Consider the following 18271-nt stretch of genomic DNA (forward strand, 5'->3'; position numbering starts at 1 on the left):
AAAACGGCGTTAGGCACCCCAAGGGAAAATATGAAATATCTTTTAGCGATTCTCGGAATACTAGTCGCACTAATTGGATCATCGATTTCTTACTGCCTTTTGATAGCTGGTAAATTATCTGGTGGTGAATTTGTTGCGTTTACCCTTGGGCTTATTGTTGTCGGCATAGCAATTGGCTTGATGTCAGAAATATCGGAACTGTCTATAGCGGGAAATGTAATCAAACTTCGTCAAGTAAAAGCAGAGGCTGAGCAATCAATTGAGGTTTTAAAAGAGTCTCAAAAGTCCACATTTAAATTTCAGTTGGCGTTATCCAAGAGGCTGCCTGGTGGGTTTAGTGAAAGCGGTGTTTCAAAGGACGCAAGGATAGATGATTTTTGGTTTGTGTATTCCGCCATCTCTGATGCAGGACTAGATGTTGAGCTTGCGAACGAAATCTACGAAGCTTCAGACTTTATTGCTCGTGGTCAAGTTTTTACTATTCAAGATCTAAGTGATGATGTGAGCACTCATATTAGGTCTGCCTACGAAGCTGGTGTCGAATTGCCAAGCAAAAGCCAAATTGCTATTTGGGCGATGGACGAAAATTCGGTTAATAAATCAGCAAAACGCCACCGAAAAGAAGTGAGTCAAATGCAATTGCTTATTTTTGAATCACTTGAGGAATACGGAAAGCTACTAGAAATAAGGGGCAAGTACTATGCCTAATAAATAAGAATAGATTGCGCGTAGCCGCAACTACTTTGATTTAAATTAACCAATTGTTGGGTATTCCAGCATCCTGCTGTCATGCCATTAGTGCATCCATGCGCGTCTACCCCGGTCTTCATTTATAGTGTTTTTCTTTTCTGTGACTTTTTTCTGGGTTTTGGCTTCCTTCAATTTTTTTCATGTTTAAAATTTGAGAAGCATCCTTACTGTCATACTACTGTTTCTTTTTTTGGGTAATACTCAATTAAATCAGTGTGATATAATAATTTTTTTGAAATTAACGTTTCAAATATTTTGTGAGAATGAATATACTGTTTGAAATTAATTAAATTAAAAATGAGCGTTGAAGAAAGTTAATTTTTCTACAGCCTCGTTATGTGTATTATGATTAAACACTCCTTAGAAATTGGTGCAAGCAAAGAAAAATTATTCAAATTAACTCAAGATTATTCTATACGCTTAGATTGGGATCCATTTCCAGAATCATATAAATTCATTAATGGAAGCAAAATTAAAACTGGATTACAGATTGAGGTTTGTGATAAGTCAGGTAGATCAATGATAGTTGAATATGTTTCTTATAAAACACCTGAAACAGCTTCAATAAAAATGATAGAAGGCCCATGGTATATAAAGAAATTTGCAGGTTCTTGGACTTTCAAAGAAAAAGGTAATAATACGGTTGTAACATTTAAATATAATATTTTGTGTCACCCCAAAATTTTAACTTTTTTTGTTAATTATTTCTTTCTTCAGCATGCTAAGAAAAGGCTGGCCAGTTTAAAGAAATATGCAGAAATTAGCATAAACTAATAAATTTCTATTAAAATACAAAACAAATTAAAACCGACGCAAAACACTCCGCCTTCTTTGTGTTTCGCTTCGCGAAGTGTTAAATCAGTCTGTCTTGGTAGTCCTTCGATACGAAAATAAGATTAATCGATCATTCCTATTCAGATAATTTGAAGTTTTTAATTGATTCTGAATTATCTGTCATTACTTTTCCAGATCATATTGTGTATCCGAAATACAAAGTTCTCGGCTCAATTGTTAACACAAATAATAATATTCAGTTGTCAGCTGGTATTGCCAATGGGGAACTACTTAACAATTTTAACTTTATTGCGACAATTAAATATATTTATTAGTGTCGTGTTATATCTCAAATAGATTTTGTTAAGTTTTAAGAATTTTTATGAGGTATAATTTTTATATCAGAATTTAATTCATCGTAAATCAATAGTTATTTTTTAAATTGGAGTTTTTATGAGGCCTAGAACGGTTTTCTTGATTGTTTTATTTGTATTTTCGGGTATTTTATCCTGTAGCTGTCCCGGCCCTTATACGTTTAAGATTGATGGAGTCAGTATCAGAACAGAACAAATTTCTACGCAGCAATCTTATCTGTCTGGTAGTACTATTAATTTCAGTGATTTGAGTCTAACTATTTATATACATCATACTCCAGAGCCATTAGCTTCTACATCATTTATAAATTGGTCGGAATTTTCATTTATTCAGCCTGTTTTGGCAACTTCACAATGTTATACTTATTACGATACAGAGCCTTCCGAATCAATTACTAAAATTGAAATTTATTCCAATAGTGATTTTGATGATGAAACACCTCAAGGCACCAACTTAATTGATCGTTTTAACTTGTTTTATAATTCAGATCAAATTGCAATATCATTGCTGGGTCCCCCTGAAACAAATAGCACTCATGTTTTTAACTTTAAAGTGTATTTTCAAGATGGGACTTTTTATGAATTATTTACGGATTCGATTAGTTTTAGTTAATGGTTAGGTTGTTTTTGGAGTCTAGTGTTAATTTTTTGAAGTGATATCTGCGAGCCTTAAATTTCAAATGTAATATCACGAGTGATCTATAAATTCCTCAATGACTAACTGGGGGATTTTACTTATTCCAATTAACTAATTTGAAGCACAGACTGAATTTAAAATTCTAAGCTGATAAATTGAAAAGTAGGGCATTACTCGAAGCCATCGTATTAGCTGGTTCCTTAATGCTCAGAATTAAGCCCCTCTCATATTTAGCTTTTCTTAAGTCTCATCCAAAGCTCAACCACTAACAAATTAATTGACCAACACGACCAATATACAATTTGTGAAACGGTAACCTGTTCGAAAAAAATACCAAGCAATGGCATCTCTAATCGTAATGTCACCGCAGCAAAGGTTAGAGCGAAACTGCGTGTCATCCATTTTTTATGGGCAATGACATTGGCGTTTAATATATGCCAGACAGCAATCAATGTTGAACTTATCCACAATGCATTCAGGGTTAATAATCCTATCGTGCTGATTAATCCGCCCTGTGCATAAAACGATAAATAGGTGCCGCCAATGGTGCCAATGATCACGGCCATTAAATATATTCGGCCCAGGTTACTGTGCCATGTTTTTAAACTTGGGTGGCGCGGAAAATGTCGCGCTAGGATGAATTGTATGGGGCCGATGATTAGCGCAATGCCTGCGGCTATTACGTGAAATAAGAATAATGTAAATGAGCGTTCTAAAAATCCGCTATGAATTGGCGTGGGTAAAAATTCAAGCATCCAGGGTAGGGTGAATGCATAGATGGCCACTAATACTGATAAACATAACATGCCCCATAACCAATAATTGGTTTTGAGAGTCGCTGTTTTTTTTGATGGGTTTGGATTGTTTGTGAATGTTGTCATGTGCTTTTCCTAGTGAATTCGATTTCACTAGAGTAAATGGATTTTATTCTGTCAGCGTCCACATTGGCCGAATTGCACGTCTTATTCGCTCGAAGCCCCCTTGTTTATTGATCTAAATTGGCTTGGTGTGAGTTGGGTGTATTTTTTGAATACGGAGTTAAACGTACTCTTTGATGAGAAACCCGCTTCAAAACATAAGTCGATGACTTTTAAATCGTGATTGTTTTTGAGTTGTTCGCACACAAAATCGACTCGATGTTGGTTGATGAGTTGGTAAAAGTTGCAGCCTGCATTTTGGTTGATGCTTTCGGATAGATGATGTTGGCTCACACCCACAAGTTGCGCAAGGGTTTGTAGGTTTAGGTCTTTATCTTTAAATCGTTGTTCGTTAATGAGTATGTTTTTGGCTGCACTTAAAATGGAGGCGCGAGTGTCGTGGTCGAGCTGAAAGTTGCTCTCTTGTGTTTTATTTGATTCAGTCTTTTGCTTTGGTGGATGCTCAGGTTCATCAATTTCAAGTTTGACTTGAAAGATGCCTGGGTTTTTCCATTGTGCTAAACCGATGACGTAAATCAACATGACGATTAAGGTGTCTGCAATAAATGACACGCTCATCCAATAATCATTAAAGTAGGCAATCAGCTTTAAGCTCCAAATAATGACATTAAACAATAGTAGCGTTTTGATCCAGCTGAAGGTTTTTGGGTGAAAGTTGGCGAGTTCAGCTTGGGCGCGTTTTTGGTTTTTTAGGGTCAATCGTGTCGCTAACATCATGTAAATATAGGCTTGGGCGTATAATAAATATTGTGATAAAGGATGAATAATGGATTGAGTTTGATGGTTGGTGATGTATGCCATGCGTGTGTCGTAACTGGCAAATAATATTTCGTAATTAAGCGCTAGCATCAGAATAAATGCGCTGGCATGTAGAATATCTAATTTTTTAAAACGTTGTTTGCTGAAGGATTGGCGGCAATATAAATATAAAATAGCGCCATAAATAGCCGGGAAAAAGTCTAACCAACCAAAGATGTATACAAGTGGTGTGTTTAATCCATGGGTGTAAATCATAGGGGAGGTAAAACTAAGGGCAAACAATAAACACCAAACCCCAAGAATTCGGCTGGCGATACTGGTGTGTGGATGCGCAATTAAAAGGTAGCTAATTAAGAGACCTTGAAAAATGCCAATGGCTAATATGTATTGAATAAGGATTGGGATATCAGGCATAGGGCAGGGTCTTTAGAGGGTTATTTGGGTAAATATTACAGAATGTTGTCTTTTGTGAGTTTTTTTCACGGATTTTTCACCGCTGGATTGTTTAATGGTTACATCACTTAGGGGCAAACACATAAAGCCTCTAACTAACTAAACAAAACAGCGAGATATCCACATGACTACACAAAAATTAAACCACAAAAACATCGTATTACCACAATTACCTGATCACAGCGAAAGCCGTAAATTCCAAAATATTGCGATGTCTGCATGTTTAGGCCTAGCATTATTAACGTCACTAAGCCTGATTGTGGTTATGCTTTAATGTTTATTTTGACTCGTTGTCTGAGTCAATTTGCGTTGAGTCATTGTTTTCATTTGCTTGTGACTGTTCGGCTATTTCTAAAGCAGCTCGATCTGCTTTAGATACGTAGCCGTTTTTCTTTTTGGTGCTGACTTTTTCATTGGCTTGTTTTTTTCGTTTTTTTAAAATGTCATTAATTTTTTTACGACGGTTCATGCTTATTCCATCTCCAACTTCTTTAATCGGTAGCGTAATGCTCTAAATGTAATGCCTAATCGTTTTGCAGCGGCGGTTTTGTTCCAGCGTTCTTTTTCCAAAGCGATGGCTAAAGCACGTCTTTCGATGCTTTCTAAAAAGGGCTCTAATTGAATATCATCAGGAATCGGAAATTCGTTATTTGATGCTTCTGGTTGTACATTAATGATCGGTTCGATTGGTTTAACAACGGCGGTGGGTTTCGCTGCAATCACGTTATCTTCAAGATTTAAATCTTCTAATTCAATAATATCGTCTTCGCATAATGTGTATGCCCGCTCCAAAATATTCTCCAATTGGCGCACATTACCTGGGAATGAGTATTGATCTAATGCGAGTTTAGCCTCTGCTGATAAACTGACCTTTGGAAGTTGATAGTTTTCACTTAATTTTTCTAAAAAATAATCCGTTAATAAAGCAATATCACAGCCTCTTTCATGTAATGGTGGCACGTTGATATCAATTACGTTAATTCGGTAATATAAATCTTGGCGAAAATCGCCTTGCTCTATTAGCTCTAATAGATTTTTATGAGTGGCACTTAATATACGTACATCCACAGGTACTTCGTTGTTTTCACCAACAGGACGAACAGCTTTTTCTTGAATGACACGCAATAATTTAACTTGCATGGCAAGAGGAAGATCTGCCACTTCATCTAAAAATAATGTTCCGCCGTGAGCAGCCTGAAAGAAACCTTGTTTGGCCTCATTAGCACCTGTAAACGCGCCTTTTTTGTGACCAAAAAATTCAGACTCCATTAATTCTGAAGGAATCGCGCCACAGTTGACAGGAATAAACGGCTGGTCGGCACGAGAACCTAATGTATGAATTAATGAAGCGACTAATTCTTTACCAGAACCAGATGGGCCGTTAATAAAAACAGGCGCTTGGCTGCGCGAAAGTTTTTTGATTTTTTGTTTTAAAGCAAGCATCACTTCGGATTGACCTAAAAGGCCGTCGTAATCTGAGCTGTCTTTTTCTATGTCTTTAATCGGGGTTTGGTTTAATTTTAAAGCGTTTTGTACAATTTCACGTAAACGCTGAAGATCCACAGGTTTGGAGATAAAATCAAACGCACCTAATTTTAATGATTCGATTGCGGTTTCCATGCTGCCAAATGCAGTGATAACGGCCACCGGTAAATTAGGAATATTAGCCTGTATATGTCCTAAAATTTCCAACCCCGTACCATCGGGTAAATGCATATCAGTTAAACATAAATCAAACTCTCTGCTATTAAGCAGTTTCATTGCACTGGCCACATCTTTTGCTGTGTGGGTAATGAGGTTCATTCTGCCTAGGGTGATTTCTAGGAGTTCACGAATATCGGGTTCATCATCAATAATTAATACTTGCTGTTTACTCATCATAAGTTTCCTAGGCGCATGGGATGTGAAAAGGTGATTCTAAAGCATCCAACTTTGCATCGTTGAGGTAATAGTTTTTAACATTGGTCATTATAAATTACCTAACCGCATGGGGTGTGAAAAGGTGATTCTAAAGCATCCAACTTTGCATCGTTAAGGTAATAGTTTTTAACATTGGTCATTATAAATTACCTAACCGCATGGGGTGTGAAAAGGTGATTCTAAAGCATCCAACTTTGCATCGTTAAGGTAATAGTTTTTAACATTGGTCATTATAAATTACCTAACCGCATGGGATGTGAAAAGGTGATTCTAAAGCATCCACCAACATGTGGGGTAATAATTTCCAAATTAGCTTGGTTTGATTCACATAATTCTTTTGATATGTATAAACCTAAACCGGTGCCACTGTTGTCGGTTGTATAAAAAGGCTCAAACAAACGATGGGCATCTTCTGAGCTGATGCCGACACCAAAATCAATGACATCTAAATAAGGTTGCTGATCGTTTATTAGTCCTGCATTTATGATTAGCTTTGCCTGTCCTGTTTTTTCTTGGCTATAACGCAGGCCATTTTGCATTAAGTTATGTAATACCTGTTTCATCTGGCTTTGGTCGACGCGTACGGTTAAGTCGGTTGTGCAATGTATATTGACGTTTATTTCATTTAAATGTTTATGATTGAATTGCTTGAATTCTTCGGTTATCTCATTTAACCATTCACATAAATTCAATACATAAGGTTGAGATTGGCTGCGCCTTGAAAGCTGTAAAATATTTTCAATGATTTCATTCATACGTAAACAATGGGTTTGGGATATTTGCAATAAACGCGCATCTGGTCCTGAGATTTGTTCTGACTCAGCTAATAATTGCGTGGCATGACTGATTGCGCCAAGTGGATTACGAATTTCATGGGCAATGGCGGCTGTAAATTGGCCAAGGGATGCCAGTTTTAGTTGTTGAGCCTGTTGTTGAATTTGAGCTAAATCTTCGATAAATACTAAAATGTCGTTGGCTTGATTGTCTTTTAATAGCGTAAAGTTTATTTGTAAGTCTGATGATTGAGGTTTGGGTTTAAATACTTCAGTGTGTGAGCTTGTGTGTTCTAGCCATTGGTTTAACAAATCTTGCAATGCTTGGGGGAGTACACTGATTTGTTCGTTTTTCTTTAAACCCAGCAAAGTGCGTGCTGATTCATTGGATGTTCGGATTTCACCTTTTTTACTGCAAACAATAATACCTGTTCGAATGCGTTCAACGATACTGGAATTGATTTGAGTTAAATCACTTACCAAGTTTTGGTGTTCGTCAGCTATTTTTTGTGATTTTTTAGCGCGACTGACAATGTACTGCATCATTAATGCGGTCGCAAAACAGCTTAAACCAATGAATGCAGCGCGAACGTATTGTTCGGTTTGTGTGTTTTTGAAGCTATTAAAAATTTCCCAATACACAATAATGGAGCAGGCAAGGGCAGCTAACAAAATTGAGCTTCTGCGAGATAGTAAAATAGAACAGGCAGCGATATCGACCACAACTAAAGTACCAAAGCCAGATTGTACGCCACCTGTTGCAATCATAATTGCCATCAATAACACGATGTCGATAAAAAACATGTTAAATAGTGCCATTGGACTTAACCAAGATTTATATTGCAGCCAAATAGCAAGGCCAATCGATGTGGTATATAAAAACAGTGACCACTTAAGTAAGCCGGGCTGTTTGATGCCGTCTAATGGCGAGTTTAAATCCACAAATAAAATCAGTATAAATATACTCGCAAGGACGATGCGGTATACGTTAAATAGAATAATAGGAATGCGTTGTTCTTCTAGCTTTATGTTTGAAAGATTCATAATCAGTATGCAATAAGACTTGTATTGGCCAGTATAAATTGCACAATACCCTTTTTTAAAGTGTTTAGAGTAGTTTTATGAAAAATTTGCGCATTGTAATGGCTCAACAAGGATTTGAAATTGGTGATATTTTTGGAAATGTCCAAAAAATCATTCAATTAGCCAAGCAAGCTTTTGACGAGCAACAGGCCGAAATGGTCGTATTCAGTGAGTTGTGTTTAATTGGTTACCCGCCTGAAGATTTATTGTTGCGTCCAAGTTTAAAAAATCGTGTTGATCAAGCCATTGAACAATTATTGAAAGCAGATTTACCCTGCGCGATTGTAATTGGTTTGCCTCTGTTTAAAGAAGGGCAATTATTTAATGGTGCGATGTGCATAAACGATCAAAAAATCGTGCATCAGTATCACAAGCAATGTTTACCTAATTACCAAGTGTTTGATGAAAAACGTTATTTTGAACATGGCGAACAATCCAGTGTGTTTGATTTCAACGGCGTGTCTTTTTCAATATTGATTTGCGAAGACATTTGGTTTGATCAGCCCATTGCTCAGGCTAAAGAATTAGGTGCGCAATGTATCTTAGCTTTAAATGCTAGTCCGTTTCATTTGGGGCGAGCGGCTCAGCGTGTTGAGCAAGTTCAAAACATAGCCAAACAAAATGCGATTCCTGTTTTATATGTGAATGGTCATTACGCACAGGACGAATTGGTTTTTGATGGCGCGTCGTTTGTGGTGAATCAACAAGGTGAGTGCGTTCAAACCTGTGTTGAATTTGAAGATGTTATGTCGGCGGTGGATTTAGCGGTTGAAGGTAATAATCTTTCGATCGGTGAAACAAATCAAACTTCTTGGTTGCCTGTTATGGAGTCATTACATCAAGCATTGGTGTTGGGCTTGAAATCCTACGTGAATAAAAACGGCTTTCCAGGCATTGTCTTGGGTTTGTCTGGCGGAATCGATAGCGGATTAAGTTTGGCAATTGCAGTTGATGCATTAGGTGCTGATCGAGTACATGCTGTCATGATGCCTTTTGCGTACACGTCTGAAATGAGCATTGCCGATGCTAAAGAGCAGGCAGACTTATTGGGTGTGAAGTTTGATATTGTGCCAATTGTGGATGTATTTGAAGCGTCGTTCAAAACATTGCAACCTGTTTTGAATTTAGATGAGCCGGGGGTGACGGAACAAAATTTACAAGCGCGTATTCGTGGCCTAATGTTAATGGCAATCTCAAACAAAACCGGTTCAATGGTATTAACCACAGGTAATAAAAGCGAAATGGCCGTTGGGTACGCTACGCTATATGGTGATATGTGTGGTGGTTACAACGCATTAAAAGATGTGCCTAAAACCTTAGTGTTTGAATTGTCGCGTTTTCTCAATACGATTAAACCTATGATTCCATCACGTGTGATTGAGCGTCCACCATCCGCAGAATTAGCGCCTGATCAAAAAGACGAAGACTCATTACCGCCTTACGACATTTTAGATGCGATTATTGAACATTATGTTGAGCATGATTTATCTGCCGATGCGATTTGTGCAAAAGGGTTTGATAAAGAAACCGTATATTGGGTCTGTAAGCAAATTGACAGAAACGAATACAAGCGACGCCAAGCGGCAGAAGGTGTGCGAATCACACCAAGAGGATTTGGTCGAGATCGACGTTATCCAATTACACATAAATGGTTACCAGGTGATTAGTCTTCTATGAAACAAACCTTATATTTAATGATTCTATTGTTGTGTATGTTCCATGCAAAGGCGCAGCAAGTTAAATGTAAGGCTCCCAATGGTGAAAAGATCACGCCCATTTCTCAAATTCAATCTGATATCACCTCTTTAAAAAATGACGCTAGCCCATTAATAGGTCAATGGGTTTGGGTTGAAGCCGTTGTGACTGTTTCAAAACAAGGTGGAGTATTACCAAATGGTCAATATGACACGCAATATAAAGGCTATTGGCTTCAAGAGCAGATTGATGATTATGACCAATCTGCACAAACCTCAGAAGGTCTGTTTGTTTACGATAAACAATTTAAAGTAAACGCAGGCGATCAAATCATTATTAAAGCCAAGGTCGGCGAATACAATCAAGTCACTCAATTACAGTCCGTTAAAAAAATCATTCGATGCGCATCTAATCAAATCATCAAACCTATAAAAATATCCTTACCTGTTAAAGACTTGTTAATTATGGAGTCTATAGAAGGGATGCTGGTGTCGTTTGACTCTCTTATGGTCAGTGATTTTTATGGGGCAGGGTTTGGTTTGCAAAATTACGGGCAAATTGTGCTGTCTTCAAAATTGCATTTTGTTCCTACCGAACATAAGCAGTTAAGTTTAAGAGAGTATGAAACAGCCATTGAGGATATGAAAAAAGATCGGTTATTTTTAAATGACGGTTCTTATGAGCTAAAACCTAGCTTTCTGCCTTATCCAAATTCAAAAGGATTGAGTTTAGATAACCCTATAAATATTGGATCAACCATTCAATACTTAACGGGGGTGAAACATGGTTATAAACAAAACCATTTATTAATCCCTAACGATGATGTTCAGTTTGATGTAAAACCCCTGCCAAATATTAAAAAGATAACTGAAAACGCAAAGCATAAAATAGCGCTGTTAAATGCGAAAAATTACTTTAATGGTGAGGGTGCTAATAAAACCTTTCCTACTAAGCGGGGTGCAAAAACAAAGCAGGCGTTTTTGATTCAGCAATCTAAATTGGTCAGTGCGTTAACTCAGGTTGATGCAGATATATTGGCGTTGATTGAAATTGAGAATGATGGGTTTGACGCATTCAGTGCAGTTGTTGAATTAACTCAAGCGCTCAATAAGTATCAAAGTGAAGATAATCAATACACATATTTAAGATCGTTATCAAGTAAAGCAAACTCTGATGCTATTACTCAGGTGTTCCTATATCGACCAAATACAGTCTCATTGAAAGGAGAACCAACTTGGATTGATTTGAATGATGCCAAAAATGGAATAAGTGTTCGCCCTGCATTAATGCAAGTGTTTGAAATTGAGGGTGAGTCACTAAGGTTAGTGTTGAATCATTTCAAATCACGCAGAGGTAGCTGTAAAGGTGATTCAGCTTTGGCTAAAGTAGAAGGAGGTTGTGAATCAGTGCGAATGCGTTCAGCTCAAAAAATAACTGATGCACTAAAGTCGAACGCAAATGAAGCGATTATCTTATTAGGAGACTTAAATGCCTATTCTAATGAGTCTCCTGTTTTGTGGTTTTTAAACAACGATTTCATTAATTCAAAACGATTATTATTATATTTGAACGAACAATCCTACACTTATGGCTTTAATGGGATGCTCGGAACACTAGATCATGTGCTTGTAAATGATCAGGCCAAACAAAAGATCAAGTTTGTCTTTGATTGGCGTATCAATAGTGATTACCCATCAATGCTTGCAAAAATGACAGATGAAAATCCGACAATGTCAGAGTTTGCAGGGGCTGTAGCGAATAGTGATCACGACTTGGTACTAATAGGTCTGAATGATTAATAAGCAAAGTTAACATTGATTGCTAAGTCATTGAAAATAAAGGGAATTAAATTACAAAAATGATTGACTCATTCTAAAATAAGCGTACTATTCGCCTCCCTGTTAACGCAGGTGGATCAAAGCGAAGCACTTAGTGCTCTAAGCCATTGATTCGGTTGATAATTTTTTAAATCTAATTTGAAATTAAATTTAAAAAACATATTGACAAAGGTTCGCAACTCTTTATAATGCGCGCCTCGCTTAACGGCTCCAAGTGAATAGTTAAGCAAACGTTCTTTAATAATTAAACCAAACAATTTGTGTGGGCACTGGTTGAAGTCGAATAGCCGGTCCATGATTTACCTCGGTAGATCGTGAGATCGGCACAAAAAATTTGACTCAATTAGAGCTTACATAGTGAATTTTATTTACAGTAGTTTTAATAATAATGAGTATCTAGATATAAACTGAAGAGTTTGATCATGGCTCAGATTGAACGCTGGCGGCAGGCTTAACACATGCAAGTCGAGCGGAAACGATTCTAGCTTGCTAGAAGGCGTCGAGCGGCGGACGGGTGAGTAACGCGTAGGAACCTACCTAATAGAGGGGGATAGCCCAGAGAAATTTGGATTAATACCGCATAATGTCTACGGACCAAAGTATGGGACCTTCGGGCCATACACTATTAGATGGGTCTGCGTCGGATTAGCTAGTTGGTAGGGTAATGGCCTACCAAGGCGACGATCCGTAGCTGGTTTGAGAGGATGATCAGCCACACTGGAACTGAGACACGGTCCAGACTCCTACGGGAGGCAGCAGTGGGGAATATTGCACAATGGGCGCAAGCCTGATGCAGCCATGCCGCGTGTGTGAAGAAGGCCTTAGGGTTGTAAAGCACTTTCATTGGTGAGGAAAAGTTGATGGTTAATAGCCATTAGCCGTGACGTTAACCAAAGAAGAAGGACCGGCTAACTCCGTGCCAGCAGCCGCGGTAATACGGAGGGTCCGAGCGTTAATCGGAATTACTGGGCGTAAAGCGCGCGTAGGCGGTATGTTAAGTTGGATGTGAAAGCCCAGGGCTCAACCTTGGAACTGCATCCAAAACTGGCATACTAGAGTATTGTAGAGGGGTGTGGAATTTCAGGTGTAGCGGTGAAATGCGTAGAGATCTGAAGGAACATCAGTGGCGAAGGCGACACCCTGGACAAATACTGACGCTGAGGTGCGAAAGCGTGGGGAGCAAACGGGATTAGATACCCCGGTAGTCCACGCCGTAAACGATGTCTACTAGCCGTTGGGAAGCTTGTCTTCTTAGTGGCGCAGCTAACGCAATAAGTAGACCGCCTGGGGAGTACGGTCGCAAGATTAAAACTCAAATGAATTGACGGGGGCCCGCACAAGCGGTGGAGCATGTGGTTTAATTCGACGCAACGCGAAGAACCTTACCTACTCTTGACATCCAGAGAATTTAGCAGAGATGCTTTAGTGCCTTCGGGAACTCTGAGACAGGTGCTGCATGGCTGTCGTCAGCTCGTGTTGTGAAATGTTGGGTTAAGTCCCGTAACGAGCGCAACCCTTATCCTTATTTGCCAGCGAGTCATGTCGGGGACTATAAGGAGACTGCCGGTGACAAACCGGAGGAAGGCGGGGACGACGTCAAGTCATCATGGCCCTTACGAGTAGGGCTACACACGTGCTACAATGGAGCATACAGAAGGTTGCTAACCCGCGAGGGGGCGCCAATCCTCAAAGTGTTTCGTAGTCCGGATCGCAGTCTGCAACTCGACTGCGTGAAGTCGGAATCGCTAGTAATCGTGGATCAGAATGCCACGGTGAATACGTTCCCGGGCCTTGTACACACCGCCCGTCACACCATGGGAGTGGGTTGCAAAAGAAGTGGCTAGTCTAACCTTCGGGGGGACGGTCACCACTTTGTGATTCATGACTGGGGTGAAGTCGTAACAAGGTAGCCCTAGGGGAACCTGGGGCTGGATCACCTCCTTAAACGATAAGACTTTGATCAGTGTTCACACAAATTGTTTGGTTTGACGATATAGAGAAATGGTTTTCTAGACCAGAAAGTTCGGTCTAAGAATATCTAGGCCTGTAGCTCAGCTGGTTAGAGCGCACCCCTGATAAGGGTGAGGTCGGTGGTTCAAGTCCACTCAGGCCTACCAATTTTTTCGAATTACTTCGTTAGTCAGCTCGTTGCATAGTAAGCTATGCTTCCTCGCTAACTGCCTCGTACTTCAAAAAATAACCAGATGTTTTAGTTGTGTAATTATTGCAAAATTAAAAGCCATCATGGGGCTATAGCTCAGCTGGGAGAGCGCCTGCTTTGCACGCAGGAGGTCTGCGGTTCGATCCCGCATAGCTCCACCATTATCTATATCATTATTGATTTGAGATATCAGTTTTAACTGGATACGAAGTCGCTTAATTTCATTTAAGCAGTGTCTATTTAAAACTGATTTTTTATCAGTATCGTTCTTTAAAAATCCGGAAAATGAAAATAAGTTTTATGTATTGAAAGACTGTAAGCGTCATTTATGACACTTGCATGAAACAATTATTTAAAAACTGAGTTTATATACAAGCGTTGTGCGAAAAAATATCGTTATAAAATGTAATAAATGAAAAAGAGAGATTGAGCGAGAGCTCAAAACCTTGAGTATCACCAAGAACATTATTGGCTTTGTATCTATAACCTAAGTTATGCAATTTAATCGAAAGATTGAGTCGCAGGATTTTTTGTGAAGTACGCAACAAAGTAATTCGCAAAAAAGACAAGACTGTTTAGGGTTATATGGTCAAGTGAATAAGCGTACACGGTGGATGCCTAGGCAATTAGAGGCGATGAAAGGCGTGGAAATCTGCGAAAAGCTCGGGGGAGGCGATAATATCCTATAATCCCGAGATTCCTGAATGGGGAAACCCAACCGTCATAAGGCGGTTATCTTTACCTGAATACATAGGGTAATGAAGCTAACCCGGAGAACTGAAACATCTAAGTACCCGGAGGAAAAGAAATCAACCGAGATTCCCTAAGTAGCGGCGAGCGAAAGGGGACTAGCCCAAAAGTATATATAGTTTTAGTAGAAGGCTCTGGAAAGTGCCGCCATAGTGGGTGATAGCCCCGTATACGAAAGAACTATATAGATGATACACGAGTAGGTCGGGGCACGAGAAACCTTGACTGAATATGGGGGGACCATCCTCCAAGGCTAAATACTCCTAATTGACCGATAGTGAACCAGTACCGTGAGGGAAAGGCGAAAAGAACCCCTGTGAGGGGAGTGAAATAGATCCTGAAACCGTGTACGTACAAGCAGTGGGAGCCTACTTGTTAGGTGACTGCGTACCTTTTGTATAATGGGTCAGCGACTTACATTCAGTAGCAAGGTTAACCGAATAGGGGAGCCGAAGAGAAATCGAGTCTTAATAGGGCGTTGAGTTGCTGGGTGTAGACCCGAAACCGAGTGATCTATCCATGTGCAGGTTGAAGGTTGAGTAACATCAACTGGAGGACCGAACCCACTACCGTTGAAAAGTTAGGGGATGACGTGTGGATAGGAGTGAAAGGCTAATCAAACTCGGAGATAGCTGGTTCTCCTCGAAAGCTATTTAGGTAGCGCCTCGGACTTATACCACAGGGGGTAGAGCACTGTTTGGGCTAGGGGGTCATCCCGACTTACCAACCCCATGCAAACTCCGAATACCTGTGAGTACTATCCGGGAGACACACGGCGGGTGCTAACGTCCGTCGTGGAAAGGGAAACAACCCAGACCGTCAGCTAAGGTCCCAAAATCTATGTTAAGTGGGAAACGATGTGGGAAGGCTTAGACAGCTAGGAGGTTGGCTTAGAAGCAGCCACCCTTTAAAGAAAGCGTAATAGCTCACTAGTCGAGTCGGCCTGCGCGGAAGATATAACGGGGCTCAAACATAGTACCGAAGCTACGGATTCTTATTTATAAGAATGGTAGAGGAGCGTTCTGTAAGCTGTTGAAGGTGAATCGAGAGGTTTGCTGGAGGTATCAGAAGTGCGAATGCTGACATGAGTAACGATAAAGGGAGTGAAAAACTCCCTCGCCGGAAGACCAAGGTTTCCTGTCCCATGTTAATCAGGGCAGGGTGAGTCGACCCCTAAGGTGAGGCTGAGAAGCGTAATCGATGGGAAACGGGTTAATATTCCCGTACTTGTTATAGCTGCGATGGAGAGACGGAGAAGGTTAAGTGATCCAGGCGATGGTTGTCCTGGTTTAAGGTAGTAGGTAAGGGGATTAGGCAAATCCGGTCCCCTCTCTTTAGTGAGAATACTGAGAGCCGAATACGGTGAGTCTACGGACTCCGAAGTCACTGATACCATGCTTCCAGGAAAATCTTCTAAGCTTCAGGCTATAACGAATCGTACCCCAAACCGACACAGGTGGTCAGGTAGAGAATACTAAGGCGCTTGAGAGAACTCGGGTGAAGGAACTAGGCAAAATGGTACCGTAACTTCGGGAGAAGGTACGCTGTTGCCGGTGATGGGACTTGCTCCCTAAGCTAGCGACAGTCGAAGATACCAGTTGGCTGCGACTGTTTATTAAAAACACAGCACTGTGCAAACACGAAAGTGGACGTATACGGTGTGACGCCTGCCCGGTGCCGGAAGGTTAATTGATGGGGTTAGTCTTCGGACGAAGCTCTTGATCGAAGCCCCGGTAAACGGCGGCCGTAACTATAACGGTCCTAAGGTAGCGAAATTCCTTGTCGGGTAAGTTCCGACCTGCACGAATGGCGTAACGATGGCCAAACTGTCTCCACCCGAGACTCAGTGAAATTGAAATCGCTGTTAAGATGCAGTGTATCCGCGGCTAGACGGAAAGACCCCGTGAACCTTTACTATAGCTTCGCAGTGGACTTTGAATGTATTTGTGTAGGATAGGTGGGAGGCTTTGAAGCAGCGACGCTAGTTGTTGTGGAGCCAACCTTGAAATACCACCCTGATACATTTGAGGTTCTAACTCAGGTCCCTAATCGGGATCGAGGACATTGTGTGGTGGGTAGTTTGACTGGGGCGGTCTCCTCCCAAAGAGTAACGGAGGAGCACGAAGGTTGGCTAATCCTGGTCGGAAATCAGGAGGTTAGTGCAATGGCATAAGCCAGCTTAACTGCGAGACAGACAAGTCGAGCAGATACGAAAGTAGGTCATAGTGATCCGGTGGTTCTGAATGGAAGGGCCATCGCTCAACGGATAAAAGGTACTCCGGGGATAACAGGCTGATACCGCCCAAGAGTTCACATCGACGGCGGTGTTTGGCACCTCGATGTCGGCTCATCACATCCTGGGGCTGAAGCCGGTCCCAAGGGTATGGCTGTTCGCCATTTAAAGTGGTACGCGAGCTGGGTTTAGAACGTCGTGAGACAGTTCGGTCCCTATCTGCCGTGGACGTTTGAGATTTGAGAAGAGTTGCTCCTAGTACGAGAGGACCGGAGTGAACGAACCTCTGGTGTTCCGGTTGTCACGCCAGTGGCATTGCCGGGTAGCTAAGTTCGGACGGGATAACCGCTGAAAGCATCTAAGCGGGAAGCCTCCTTCAAGATGAGATCTCACTGGAATTTAATTCCCTAAAGGGCCCTGGAAGACTACCAGGTTGATAGGCAAGGTGTGTAAGTGCTGTGAGGCATTGAGCTAACTTGTACTAATTGCCCGTGAGGCTTGACCATATAACGCCTAAGCTGTTTTAGGATAAGAAGTGAAGACTGACTATTTGAAACACTTAGCGTTATATGAGCTGAATTGTAGAGATATGATGAAGTGAATGAAGCTAAGAAAGATATTTTAAGCACGAAGTTTGTGTATAAACAAAAGATAAATACTGTATAATGAGCGACGTAAGTTACTTGAAGTACAGACATAGAACTTAAACTTATTTTCCGAATTTGGATGAAGGTTGCATATTGAGATGACGATTGAATACAAAAGTGTTTAATTAGAATCAAAATAACTAAGACAACTGAAAACCATAAAGAATTGTTTGACGACCATAGAGCATTGGTACCACCTGACCCCATCCCGAACTCAGAAGTGAAACGATGCATCGCCGATGGTAGTGTGGGGGTTCCCATGTGAGAGTAGGTCATTGTCAAACGCCAATTAAGTCTAATTTATTCATCCGTGAATAAATTAGAAGCTTGGTAAACAAGACAGCGGAAGGAAACCTTCCTAGCTTGTTTAGTCGCAAGACAGGCTCCAAGCCCGAACATGAAGAGCCCCGTCAGGTTATCCTGGTGGGGTTTTTTATTGCCTTGCGTTTTAAAATTCTATCACGCAATATCTGTACTTGTCCTTTT

At 40.5% G+C, this 18271-nt stretch carries 11 protein-coding genes, 2 tRNA genes and 3 rRNA genes; 11 read left to right on the forward strand and 5 right to left on the reverse strand.

Features of this window, described 5'->3' with window-relative positions; translation table 11 throughout:
• Positions 1-30: 30 nt before the first annotated feature.
• From TYM08_RS01575 to TYM08_RS01585, 3 genes are all read left to right on the forward strand, one after another.
• Positions 31-708, forward strand: a complete 678-nt coding sequence (locus TYM08_RS01575; RefSeq protein WP_422381226.1) for a hypothetical protein — start codon at positions 31-33, stop codon at positions 706-708.
• A gap of 387 nt (positions 709-1095) precedes the next feature.
• Positions 1096-1524, forward strand: coding sequence for an SRPBCC family protein (locus TYM08_RS01580; RefSeq protein WP_422381227.1), 429 nt, complete (start codon positions 1096-1098; stop codon positions 1522-1524).
• Positions 1525-1977: 453 nt separating this feature from the next.
• Entirely contained in the window at positions 1978-2511 is a 534-nt protein-coding gene (locus tag TYM08_RS01585; protein ID WP_422381228.1) for a hypothetical protein, read from the forward strand.
• A gap of 254 nt (positions 2512-2765) precedes the next feature.
• Here TYM08_RS01585 and TYM08_RS01590 read toward each other — a convergent pair whose 3' ends face one another.
• Together TYM08_RS01590 and TYM08_RS01595 are read right to left on the reverse strand one after the other, a co-directional pair.
• Entirely contained in the window at positions 2766-3416 is a 651-nt protein-coding gene (locus tag TYM08_RS01590) for a DUF2306 domain-containing protein (RefSeq protein WP_422381229.1), read from the reverse strand.
• Positions 3417-3497: 81 nt separating this feature from the next.
• Positions 3498-4646: an AraC family transcriptional regulator gene (locus TYM08_RS01595; RefSeq protein WP_422381230.1), complete on the reverse strand. Its 1149-nt coding sequence runs from the start codon at positions 4644-4646 to the stop codon at positions 3498-3500.
• Positions 4647-4809: 163 nt separating this feature from the next.
• Here TYM08_RS01595 and TYM08_RS01600 point away from each other — a divergent pair, with 163 nt between their 5' ends.
• A complete protein-coding gene (locus tag TYM08_RS01600) occupies positions 4810-4959 on the forward strand; it encodes a hypothetical protein (protein WP_422381231.1) in 150 nt (49 codons plus the stop codon).
• 3 nt (positions 4960-4962) lie between these two features.
• On the opposite strand, the gene TYM08_RS01605 is transcribed toward TYM08_RS01600, so the two are convergent.
• The 3 genes from TYM08_RS01605 to TYM08_RS01615 all read right to left on the reverse strand — a co-directional run bounded on the left by TYM08_RS01605 (position 4963) and on the right by TYM08_RS01615 (position 8422).
• The gene (locus tag TYM08_RS01605; protein ID WP_422381232.1) at positions 4963-5154 is read right to left on the reverse strand and encodes a DUF2986 domain-containing protein; all 192 of its coding nucleotides are present in this window, start codon (positions 5152-5154) and stop codon (positions 4963-4965) included.
• Positions 5155-5156: 2 nt separating this feature from the next.
• A complete protein-coding gene (locus tag TYM08_RS01610) occupies positions 5157-6563 on the reverse strand; it encodes a sigma-54-dependent transcriptional regulator (protein ID WP_422381233.1) in 1407 nt (468 codons plus the stop codon).
• A 272-nt stretch (positions 6564-6835) separates the two neighbouring features.
• A complete protein-coding gene (locus tag TYM08_RS01615) occupies positions 6836-8422 on the reverse strand; it encodes a sensor histidine kinase (RefSeq protein ID WP_422381234.1) in 1587 nt (528 codons plus the stop codon).
• A 77-nt stretch (positions 8423-8499) separates the two neighbouring features.
• On the opposite strand from TYM08_RS01615, the gene TYM08_RS01620 reads away from it, so the two are divergent.
• The 7 genes from TYM08_RS01620 (at position 8500) to rrf (ending at position 18069) form a co-directional block, all read left to right on the forward strand.
• Positions 8500-10128 carry an NAD+ synthase gene (locus tag TYM08_RS01620; protein ID WP_422381235.1) on the forward strand — a complete coding sequence of 543 codons (1629 nt, stop codon included), beginning with the start codon at positions 8500-8502 and terminating at the stop codon, positions 10126-10128.
• Positions 10129-10134: 6 nt separating this feature from the next.
• Positions 10135-11955: an ExeM/NucH family extracellular endonuclease gene (locus TYM08_RS01625; RefSeq protein ID WP_422381236.1), complete on the forward strand. Its 1821-nt coding sequence runs from the start codon at positions 10135-10137 to the stop codon at positions 11953-11955.
• Between the two features lie 443 nt (positions 11956-12398).
• Positions 12399-13938, forward strand: a 16S ribosomal RNA gene (locus TYM08_RS01630).
• A 96-nt stretch (positions 13939-14034) separates the two neighbouring features.
• Positions 14035-14111: transfer RNA gene (locus TYM08_RS01635), tRNA-Ile, on the forward strand.
• A 129-nt stretch (positions 14112-14240) separates the two neighbouring features.
• A tRNA-Ala gene (locus tag TYM08_RS01640) sits at positions 14241-14316 on the forward strand.
• 426 nt (positions 14317-14742) lie between these two features.
• A 23S ribosomal RNA gene (locus TYM08_RS01645) occupies positions 14743-17644 on the forward strand.
• A gap of 310 nt (positions 17645-17954) precedes the next feature.
• Positions 17955-18069, forward strand: a 5S ribosomal RNA gene (gene rrf, locus TYM08_RS01650).
• The 16S, 23S and 5S rRNA genes sit together here with 2 tRNA genes alongside, the layout of an rRNA operon.
• Positions 18070-18271 lie beyond the last annotated feature (202 nt).

Source organism: Marinicellulosiphila megalodicopiae, from assembly GCF_045862395.1.
Lineage (GTDB): Bacteria > Pseudomonadota > Gammaproteobacteria > Pseudomonadales > Natronospirillaceae > Marinicellulosiphila > Marinicellulosiphila megalodicopiae.

Excerpts from the sequence above, each read along its gene's own strand:
- TYM08_RS01605 (WP_422381232.1), bottom strand. The coding sequence starts at position 5,154 with ATGAACCGTCGTAAAAAAATTAATGACATTTTAAAAAAACGAAAAAAA.
- TYM08_RS01585 (WP_422381228.1), top strand. The coding sequence starts at position 1,978 with ATGAGGCCTAGAACGGTTTTCTTGATTGTTTTATTTGTATTTTCGGGT.
- TYM08_RS01625 (WP_422381236.1), top strand. The coding sequence starts at position 10,135 with ATGAAACAAACCTTATATTTAATGATTCTATTGTTGTGTATGTTCCAT.
- TYM08_RS01590 (WP_422381229.1), bottom strand. The coding sequence starts at position 3,416 with ATGACAACATTCACAAACAATCCAAACCCATCAAAAAAAACAGCGACT.
- TYM08_RS01600 (WP_422381231.1), top strand. The coding sequence starts at position 4,810 with ATGACTACACAAAAATTAAACCACAAAAACATCGTATTACCACAATTA.
- TYM08_RS01595 (WP_422381230.1), bottom strand. The coding sequence starts at position 4,646 with ATGCCTGATATCCCAATCCTTATTCAATACATATTAGCCATTGGCATT.
- TYM08_RS01620 (WP_422381235.1), top strand. The coding sequence starts at position 8,500 with ATGAAAAATTTGCGCATTGTAATGGCTCAACAAGGATTTGAAATTGGT.
- TYM08_RS01575 (WP_422381226.1), top strand. The coding sequence starts at position 31 with ATGAAATATCTTTTAGCGATTCTCGGAATACTAGTCGCACTAATTGGA.
- TYM08_RS01580 (WP_422381227.1), top strand. The coding sequence starts at position 1,096 with ATGATTAAACACTCCTTAGAAATTGGTGCAAGCAAAGAAAAATTATTC.
- TYM08_RS01615 (WP_422381234.1), bottom strand. The coding sequence starts at position 8,422 with ATGAATCTTTCAAACATAAAGCTAGAAGAACAACGCATTCCTATTATT.
- TYM08_RS01610 (WP_422381233.1), bottom strand. The coding sequence starts at position 6,563 with ATGAGTAAACAGCAAGTATTAATTATTGATGATGAACCCGATATTCGT.